The 9,532-nt window shown below is 33.1% G+C and carries 7 protein-coding genes; 1 reads left to right on the plus strand and 6 read right to left on the minus strand.

The genetic code is table 11. The annotated features are described in order from the left end of the window. Positions 1 to 207: 207 nt before the first annotated feature. From ilvA to ACFDSN_RS07110, 6 genes are read right to left on the minus strand one after another with little or no spacing between them, the layout of a single operon-like run. Positions 208 to 1,467: a threonine ammonia-lyase IlvA gene (gene ilvA, locus ACFDSN_RS07085; RefSeq protein WP_375239146.1), complete on the minus strand. Its 1,260-nt coding sequence runs from the start codon at positions 1,465 to 1,467 to the stop codon at positions 208 to 210. Further along, entirely contained in the window at positions 1,467 to 2,936 is a 1,470-nt protein-coding gene (gene ilvC, locus ACFDSN_RS07090; RefSeq protein ID WP_375239147.1) for a ketol-acid reductoisomerase, read from the minus strand. Before ilvC ends, ilvA begins: the two co-directional genes overlap by 1 nt. Before the next feature lie 3 nt (positions 2,937 to 2,939). After that, positions 2,940 to 3,479, minus strand: a complete 540-nt coding sequence (gene ilvN, locus ACFDSN_RS07095) for an acetolactate synthase small subunit (protein ID WP_375239148.1) — start codon at positions 3,477 to 3,479, stop codon at positions 2,940 to 2,942. Between the two features lie 5 nt (positions 3,480 to 3,484). Next, positions 3,485 to 5,206, minus strand: coding sequence for a biosynthetic-type acetolactate synthase large subunit (gene ilvB, locus ACFDSN_RS07100; protein ID WP_375239149.1), 1,722 nt, complete (start codon positions 5,204 to 5,206; stop codon positions 3,485 to 3,487). A 48-nt stretch (positions 5,207 to 5,254) separates the two neighbouring features. After that, a complete protein-coding gene (gene ilvD / locus ACFDSN_RS07105; RefSeq protein ID WP_375239150.1) occupies positions 5,255 to 6,931 on the minus strand; it encodes a dihydroxy-acid dehydratase in 1,677 nt (558 codons plus the stop codon). Next, positions 6,928 to 7,818, minus strand: a complete 891-nt coding sequence (locus ACFDSN_RS07110) for a branched-chain amino acid transaminase (RefSeq protein WP_375239151.1) — start codon at positions 7,816 to 7,818, stop codon at positions 6,928 to 6,930. Before ACFDSN_RS07110 ends, ilvD begins: the two co-directional genes overlap by 4 nt. A gap of 456 nt (positions 7,819 to 8,274) precedes the next feature. Here ACFDSN_RS07110 and ACFDSN_RS07115 point away from each other — a divergent pair. Next, on the plus strand, positions 8,275 to 9,532 hold a 1,258-nt coding region (locus ACFDSN_RS07115), incomplete at its 3' end, for a choice-of-anchor L domain-containing protein (protein ID WP_375239152.1).

The following is a 9,532-nucleotide window of genomic DNA, read 5'->3' on the forward strand; positions in this document are numbered from 1 at the left end:
ATAATTAATTGCTTTGGCAAGTGCTTATTTGGAAAATTCCTTCGGAATTTTCTCTGGCTAGTTTTTGTTTATTAAATTAGTTGCTTAACCACGCAACTAACCATACACAAAACCGTAGCCAATATTAACCCGTCCTTAAATAAGGCTACATAATTTTAAACATTATGTACAGAAATTACAATTTAATTAGACGTTACAGTGAACTTTTTAAACTAAAACCTGAAATAAATCAGGACTATCATTAAGGTATTCACCAAAGAAATTTCTTTCCTTCATCCTGATTATCAAATCATCAATATCGTTAGGGTTTTTTAATTCTAACCCTACAACAGCAGGACCTGAGTTACGATTGTGTTTTTTTGAATATTCAAAATGAGTAATATCATCATTTGGTCCAAGTACTTCAGATAAGAATTCTCTTAATGCACCTGCTCTTTGAGGAAATTTAACAACAAAATAATGTTTTAAGCCAGCATACAACATTGCACGTTCTTTAATTTCTTCTGTTCGGGTAATATCATTATTACTACCACTGATTAAACAGACAATATTTTTACTTTTAATTTGATCTCCAAACTGATCTAAAGCTGCAGTTGTTAATGCGCCAGCTGGTTCAACAACAATTGCATTTTTATTATAAAGATCTAGAATTAACTGACAAATTCTTCCTTCATGAACCGTAACCATTTCATCAAGATTCGATTTGCAAATTTCAAAATTTAAATCACCTACTTTTTGTACAGACGCTCCATCAACAAATTTATCAACATTTTCGATTTTAGTATTTGACTGATTCTTTATTGAAGTTGACATAGATGGAGCTCCTAATGGTTCAACACCAATTACTTTTGTATCTGGCGATAATTTTTTAAAAACACTTGAAACACCAGATGCTAATCCACCTCCTCCAACAGGAAGAAATAAATAATCTATTTTAACTTTTGACTGCTCTAATATTTCTAAACCAATGGTTCCCTGACCTTCAATTACTTTTAAATCATTAAACGGATGCACAAAAGACATTTTATTTTCATTGCAATAAATTAATGCATTTTCTGATGCATCATCAAAAGTATCTCCTATTAAAATTACCTCTACAAAATCACCACCAAACATTTTTACTTGTTCAATTTTCTGTTTAGGTGTCGGTGTCGGCATAAAAACTACCCCTTTTACTTTTTTTACATTACAAGAATAAGCTACTCCTTGAGCGTGATTACCTGCACTAGCACAGACAACACCATTTTTTAATTCCTCCTTAGTTAAAGAAGAGATTTTATTATAAGCTCCTCTAATTTTATAAGATCTTACTTGCTGTAAATCTTCTCTTTTAAAAAAAATATTAGTTCCAAACTTCTCTGATAAATAATTATTTTTCATTAAAGGTGTCGTCAAAACAACTTCCTTTAATAAAGAAGCTGTTTTTCTAACATTTTCTATAGTAACTATTTCTTGTTTTATGCTCATTAGTTTATTTTTTTCATCGCTGTCATTGAAGCTCTTAGTGGTGCTCCAATAGTTTCTATAGGATGATTTCTAATAACACTATTAACTGCTATTAATTTTATATTGTCTACTTGATAATTCTCGTTTAGAGGTTTTCCAATTACAGACGCATCTAAAGTTTTCATAAATTCTGTTAATAATGGCTTACAAGCATGATCAAATAAGTAACAACCATATTCAGCTGTATCAGAAATAACACTGTTCATTTCATACAACTTTTTTCTAGCTATTAAATTAGCAATTAACGGAGCTTCATGTAAAGACTCATAATACGCTGATTCAGCACCTATTCCTGTTTCCGTCATTGTTTCAAAAGCCAATTCAACTCCAGATTTTACGAAAGCAACTAATAACGTTCCATGGTCAAAGTATTCTTGTTCTGAAATTTCAGTATCAGTAATTTGAGTTTTTTCAAAATCAGTTTCACCGGTAGCTGCTCTCCACTTTAATAAATTATGATCATTTTTAGACCAGTCTTTCATCATTCCATCTGAAAAATGACCTTGCATGATGTCATCCATATGTTTTTGAAATAACGGACGCATAATCTCTTTTAGCTCCTCAGATAATTCAAAAGCTTTTATTTTAGTAGGATTCGATAAACGATCCATCATATTTGTAACACCACCGTGCTTTAATGCTTCTGTAATAGTTTCCCAACCAAACTGAATTAGTTTGGCTGCATAACTTGGGGAAATACCATCCTCAACCATTTTATCAAAAGATAAAATAGATCCAGTTTGTAACAATCCGCATAAAATAGTTTGCTCTCCCATTAAATCAGATTTAACTTCAGCAACAAAAGAAGAGTTTAAAACTCCAGCCTTATCTCCACCAGTTGCAACTGCATAAGCCTTTGCGTACTCAAACCCCTTGCTTTCAGGATCATTTTCTGGGTGAACAGCTATTAATGTTGGCACACCAAATCCTCTTTTAAATTCCTCTCTTACTTCAGATCCGGGAGATTTAGGAGCCATCATTATAACCGTAATATCTTCTCTAATTTTCATACCTTCTTCAACGATATTAAACCCGTGAGAATATGATAATGCAGCACCGATTTTCATTAATGGCATTACTTTATTAACGACATCAGTATGTTGTTTATCTGGAGTAAGATTTATTACTAAATCTGCATCAGGAATCATTTCATCATAAGCACCTACTTTAAAGTCATTTTTAGAAGCATTTAAAAAAGATGCTCTTTTATCTGTTATTGCTCCTTGGCGTAATGCATAAGATACATCTAAACCAGAATCTCTCATATTTAACCCTTGATTTAAACCTTGAGCACCACAACCTACAATAACAATTTTTTTATTTTCTAAAGCAGTAACTCCATTATTAAAAGCAGCAGGGTCCATTAAACTACATTTTCCTAATTGTGCAAGTTGATTTCTTAATGATAGTGTATTGAAATAATTTTCCATTTTCTAGTTCTTTTTTACTAATTCTTCTAAGTCGTTTACAATAGACGACAATGTTTTCATTGGTTTGGTAATCGCAACTCTTCCTGATCTAACAAATTCTAAAATACCAAACGGTTCTAGTTCATCAAATAATTGTTGTGTTTCTTCTTTATGCCCTGTTTTTTCTAAAATAGTAAACTCTGTTTCTACAGATAATACTCTAGCATTGTGTGATCTAACTATTTTTTCAGCTTGACCTCCAGAAGCCAATACTCCGGTTTTAACTTTAAATAAAGCAATTTCTTGATATACAATTTCATCGTCTGAATGAAAAACAGCTTTTACTATTTCAACTTGTTTTTCTAACTGACCAACAACCTTTTTAATTTGATCTTTCGTTTCAGAAACCACAATTGTATATCTATGTATTCCTTTAATTTCACTTTCAGAAGCCGTAATGCTTTCGACATTTATTTTTCTTCTCGTAAAAATAATAGAAACTCTATTTAGTAATCCAACTACATCCTCAGTGAAAACTGATATGGTAAATCTTTTCTTCTCCATATTTATTAACTTAATCGTATTTCTGAAACCGAAGCTCCTGTTGGCACCATAGGAAATACATTATTTTCTTTTCCTACCATTACTTCTAAAAAATAAGAGCCGTTATGGGCTAACATCTTTTTAACAGCAGATTCTAAATCTTCTCTTTTTTCAACTTTATTTGATTCAATTCCAAAACCTTTAACAATATTTTGAAAATCAGGATTCACCATTGTTGTAGATGCATAACGTTTTTCAAAAAACAATTCTTGCCATTGGCGAACCATTCCTAAAAACTCATTGTTAAGAACAACAATTTTAACAGCGGTTTTATATTGAAAAATAGTTCCTAATTCTTGTATTGTCATCTGAAAACCTCCATCTCCAATAATACCAATAACTTGCGCATCTGGCACACCCATTTTTGCTCCAATTGCAGCAGGTAAACAAAATCCCATTGTACCTAACCCACCTGAAGTAATCATAGATTTTGTTTGCTTAAACTTAGCATATCTGCAAGTTATCATTTGGTGTTGCCCTACATCAGTAACAAATATGTTTTTCTGATCTGAGTTTAGGTTTATTTTATTTATAAGCTCCCCCATTGTCATCAACTCGGCAGTTGGATTAAGTTCATCATAAATAACTTTATCTATCTCCTCCTGCTCTAAAGCTCTAAACTCTGATAACCACTCTTTGTATTCTCGCTGTTTAACAAGCTTAGTAAGCATAGTTAAACTTTCCTTAGCGTCACCTAACACGGGTACATCTGCTTTAATATTCTTATCAATTTCAGCAGGGTCGATTTCTAGATGAACAACTTTGGCTTGAGTAGCATACCTGCTTAAATCACCAGTCACCCTATCATCAAATCGCATACCAATAGCAATTAAAACATCACATTCATTAGTAAGCTTATTTGGTGCATAATTACCATGCATCCCTAACATACCTACATTTAAATAATGATCTGATTCTAATGCAGAAACTCCCATTATTGTCCATGCAGCAGGAATTCCTGATTTTTCAATAAAAGTTTTAAACTCTTTTTCTGCTTCAGATAAAACTACGCCCTGACCAAACAAGATAAGTGGTTTTTTTGCTGAATTTATTAAAACAGCAGCCGCTTCAACACTTTTAATTGATAATTCAGGCGTATGCACATAACTACGCATTCCTGTAAACGGTTTATAATCAAAATCTACTTCACCAAACTGAGCGTCTTTGGTAATATCTACTAAAACAGGACCAGGTCTTCCGGTGCGTGCAATGTAAAATGCTTTTGCTATAGCAAAAGGGATTTCTTCCGCACAAGTAACCTGACAATTCCATTTGGTTACCGGCATTGAAATACCCACAACATCTGTTTCTTGAAACGCATCGGTACCTAATAAATGACTTGCTACCTGACCAGTAATACAAACCATTGCGGTAGAGTCTATTTGAGCATCAGCAATACCTGTAATTAAATTTGTTGCACCAGGTCCAGAAGTTGCTATACAAACACCAACCTTACCAGTTGCTCTAGCATAACCTTGTGCTGCATGGGTTGCACCTTGTTCATGCCTAGTTAAAACATGTGTTAGTTTATCTTCAACATCATACAACGCGTCATATACAGGCATAATAGCACCTCCAGGATAACCAAACATTAAGTCTACGCCTTCCGCAATTAAAGAATGAACTACTGCTTGTGCACCGGACATCTTTTTAACTAATTTATTTGTCTTATTTTTTTTCGTTTCCATTTGTTATGGATTTAATTATTTGATATTCTAGAAATCACCATATTAGAATTAAAATTCGTCTGTTACACATCCTTCAGAAGCGCAAGAAACTGTTTTTGCATATTTATATAAAACGCCTCTTTTAGGTTTTAAATCAGGAGCTATCCATTTTAATTTTCGTTGCTTTAATTCTGCTTCAGAAACCTCAAAATCAATAGTGTTCTTTTCAGTATCAATCGAAATAATATCACCATCTTCAACAAATGCAATAGGACCACCTACTTGAGCTTCTGGAGCAATATGACCTACTACAAAACCATGTGTTCCTCCCGAAAAACGTCCATCAGTAATTAGGGCTACATCATTTCCTAATCCAGCTCCTATTATTGCTGCTGTTGGTTTTAACATTTCTGGCATACCTGGCCCACCTTTTGGCCCTTCATAACGAATAACCACAACGTCTCCTTTATGAATAAGTCCATTTCGTATTCCATCGTTAGCATCATATTCCGATTCAAAAACCTTAGCAGGACCTGAAAAATGCAACCCTTCTTTTCCAGTAATTTTTGCAACAGCTCCTTTTGGAGATAAATTTCCTTTTAATATTCTTAAGTGTCCCGTTTGTTTTAATGGTTTTTCTAGCGGTAATATTACATCTTGCCCTTCAGTCAAACCAGCTATTTCTGTTAAGTTTTCCGCTAAGGTTTTTCCTGTTACCGTCATACAATCTCCGTGTAACAAACCTTTTTCTAGAAGATATTTTAAAACCGCAGGAACTCCACCTACCTTATGAACATCTTCCATTAAATATTTTCCACTTGGCTTTAAATCTGCTAAAAAAGGTGTTTCATCAGAAATACGTTGAAAATCATCTAAAGTAAAATCAACATTAGCCGCTTTGGCAATTGCTAAAAAATGCAATACAGCATTTGTAGAACCTCCCATTACAGCTACTAATCTAATGGCGTTTTCCATAGCTTTTTTAGTCACAATATCTTGTGGCTTTAAATCCATTTCAAGTAATTTCCTCACTGCTTTACCCGCTTGAACACTTTCTGTTTTTTTATCCTCACTCAAAGCAGGGTTAGAAGAATTGTAAGGCAGCGACATCCCTAAAGCCTCTATGGCAGATGCCATTGTATTGGCGGTATACATTCCACCACAAGCACCTGCTCCAGGACACGCTTTTTCAATGACACTTTCGTATTCTACTTGATCAATTTTACCAGCAACTTTTTGTCCCCAAGCTTCAAATGCAGAAACCACATCTAATTTTATTCCTTCATGACATCCAGAAGCTATTGTTCCACCATACACTAAAACACCAGGTCTGTTTGACCTTAACATTGCCATTAAAGCACCAGGCATATTTTTATCACAGCCAACAACAGTAACTAAACCATCATAAGACATGCCTTCTACTACAGTCTCCATAGAATCTGCAATAACATCTCTTGAAGGCAGTGAAAAACGCATCCCTGGGGTTCCCATAGAAATTCCATCACTTACTCCTATTGTATTGTAAATAAGTCCTACCATGTTTACACTAATAGTACCTTTTTTAACTTCTTTTGCAAGATCATTCAAATGCATATTACAAGGATTCCCCTCGTACCCTGTACTTGCAATCCCTACAAATGGCTTATTAAAATCCTCATTTGTTAAACCAATAGCGTGCAACATTGCTTTTGCTGCTGGTTGAGATTCATCTTGTGTTACTCTCTGACTGTATTTATTCAATATCATAGTAATAAGTAATTTTTATATTCCCTTTTTTGAACTTTAAATAAATAAGCATCAGATAATGTTTTACCTAAAGTATCATCCCAATTCAAATTAAATTTTTTACCATCCAAACTTTCTATTCTTGCGACCTCTGCTGCTGTTCCTGTAAAAAAAGCTCCATCAGCTTCGTAGACCTCTTCCTTTTCAAAATGTTTTTCTATAATCCTTATGTTTAATTCACCTGCTATTTCAAACATTGTTTGACGTGTAATTCCTGGTAAAATATTACCTAATGGTGGCGTATATAATATATCATTCTTTTCAAAGAAAAAATTAGCGCCAGGTCCTTCAGCAACGTATCCGTTCATATCTAATAAAAGTGCCTCATCAAATCCATTTCGTTTAGCTTCGGTAGTTGCTAAAATAGAATTAGTGTAGTGTCCCGTTACTTTTGCATCTACAAAACAAGATTTAGGATTTGGCCTTTCAAAAGAAGAGGTCATTAATTTTAATTGAGAATCTCCCAAATACCTTCCCCATTCCCAAGCACATAGTATAATATGAACTTCATCCGTAGACTCTAAACTCATATTAGCCCCTAAATAAACTAATGGTCTTATGTATGCATTTTCAAGATTATTTTTTTCCAAAAGCTCATGAGTCAACTTTGTTAATTGCTCAACTGATAAATCCAATTTTATATGCATTTTCTCAGCTGAATATTTAAGCCTCTCAAAATGTTCTTTAGCTTTAAATACCAAAGTACCATCTTCTGTTTTGTAAGATCTAATTCCTTCAAAAACTCCTGAACCATAATGTAATGTTTGCGAATATAAATCCATTGAAGCATCTTTAGCTTTAATCCATTTTCCATCAAGATAGATGGTGGTGTTTTCATTGTAATACATTTTTTTTATTTTATTGAATTCAAAAAAAAACCCTTCTCTAAATGAGAAGGGTTTAACGTTTATATAATATCGTCCCTGTCTCACCTCTTAAGAGTTGAAATAATAATGACTTTAATAATTATTATGTTTTTTATGTATCCCATTTTACGCAATTAAACAATCTTTCTATTTATTAAACAATCTTATAATATATACTACTCTCTTTAACCACTAGACAAATATATATTCTTTTCATTTACATACTACAAATTACACTTCACACTTTTAAAATCTGAATCACTAACTTTTATTAAAAATAACCAATAAAAACAATATTTAAACAATTAATATAAATAATCTAAAAAGCTAATTATGTGCTTTTATAGACATAAAAAAGAGATCGTTTCTCATACTTTTGATAAATAATCATAACTCAATAAATGTACTAATAACTTTATTGTTTATAAATTAAAAAATATGAAATTTTTTTCAATTAAGAAATGGTGTTTAATTTGCTTATTATTAATTAGCGGCACTTTATTTTCACAAATTACTATTGATAACACTACTTATTCAACTACTCAATTAGTAGATGGAATATTAGTTCCTGCTGCAAGTGGAACAGTAATAACAAATGTAACTTATGGTGGAGTTTATAATAATTCGGGGGATTACCAAATTGCACAATTTACAACCGCAGGTACTACTTTAGCTGAAATGGGGTTCAATGAAGGGGTTGTTTTAACATCAGGAAACACTAACTCAATTCCATTAGCACTAGGTGTAGATCCGAGGTCCACTCAGATAGGTGGTACATATTCCTCATGCACTACAGGAGAAATAAGAGAATCTGGAACATGTGGTGTTTCAATTAATGATCTGAATGTTTTAGCTGGCGCACAAAACTATTTTAATGCTTCAGTTTTAGAATTTGATTTTGTACCTGTTGAAAATTCTGTAACATTTAGATACATATTTGGTTCTGAAGAGTATCAAGATGATAGTGGTTTCATCAATTATCAATGTTCCTCATACAATGACAAGTTTGGTTTTTTAATTAGTGGTCCAGGAATTATCAATGTACCTGGTCAAACCTATGATAATAATGCTGTAAATATTGCATTATTAAATAATGGCTCCGAAGTTTCCATAAACTCCGTAAATGATGGTGTTGTTGGTAGTAGTGGCGGAGCTCCAAATTCTGCTAATTGTTTAGCTAGTAATGGTGCATGGATTGAAAATACACCAACACCTGAATTCTTAGGAACAATTGATGGTACCAATATGAATGGTAATACCAGAATACTATCTGCTACGAAAACAGGTCTAACTCCTGGTCAAACTTATCACATAAAACTAATTGTTACCGATATAAATGACGGGACTTATGATAGTGTAGTCTATTTAGAAGCTGGTAGTTTCACAACAGAATTATCATGTAATGCTGGTGCAACTCAAAATTTATGTAATGCTACATTTGCGACTTTAGCAGCAACATCTCCTGCTACTGGAAATTGGACAGTAGTGAGTGGTCCTAATACGCCAACATTTACATCTGCAACAAACCCAAATTCAACTGTTACAGGATTAATTAATGGAAATTATGTATTCAGATGGACAGCAACAGATTTATCGTGTTTTGCAGATGTTTCAATAAACAATGGGACTACCCCTGCAACTCCAACTATTACAAGTGTTGCTCCTACATGTATTGCAGACGGAACAAGTACTATTA

It is taken from the genome of Aurantibacter sp. (genome assembly GCF_042094015.1).
Classification (GTDB): domain Bacteria; phylum Bacteroidota; class Bacteroidia; order Flavobacteriales; family Flavobacteriaceae; genus Aurantibacter.

Excerpts from the sequence above, each read along its gene's own strand:
- ilvD (WP_375239150.1), bottom strand. The coding sequence starts at position 6,931 with ATGATATTGAATAAATACAGTCAGAGAGTAACACAAGATGAATCTCAA.
- ilvC (WP_375239147.1), bottom strand. The coding sequence starts at position 2,936 with ATGGAAAATTATTTCAATACACTATCATTAAGAAATCAACTTGCACAA.
- ACFDSN_RS07110 (WP_375239151.1), bottom strand. The coding sequence starts at position 7,818 with ATGTATTACAATGAAAACACCACCATCTATCTTGATGGAAAATGGATT.
- ilvN (WP_375239148.1), bottom strand. The coding sequence starts at position 3,479 with ATGGAGAAGAAAAGATTTACCATATCAGTTTTCACTGAGGATGTAGTT.
- ilvB (WP_375239149.1), bottom strand. The coding sequence starts at position 5,206 with ATGGAAACGAAAAAAAATAAGACAAATAAATTAGTTAAAAAGATGTCC.
- ilvA (WP_375239146.1), bottom strand. The coding sequence starts at position 1,467 with ATGAGCATAAAACAAGAAATAGTTACTATAGAAAATGTTAGAAAAACA.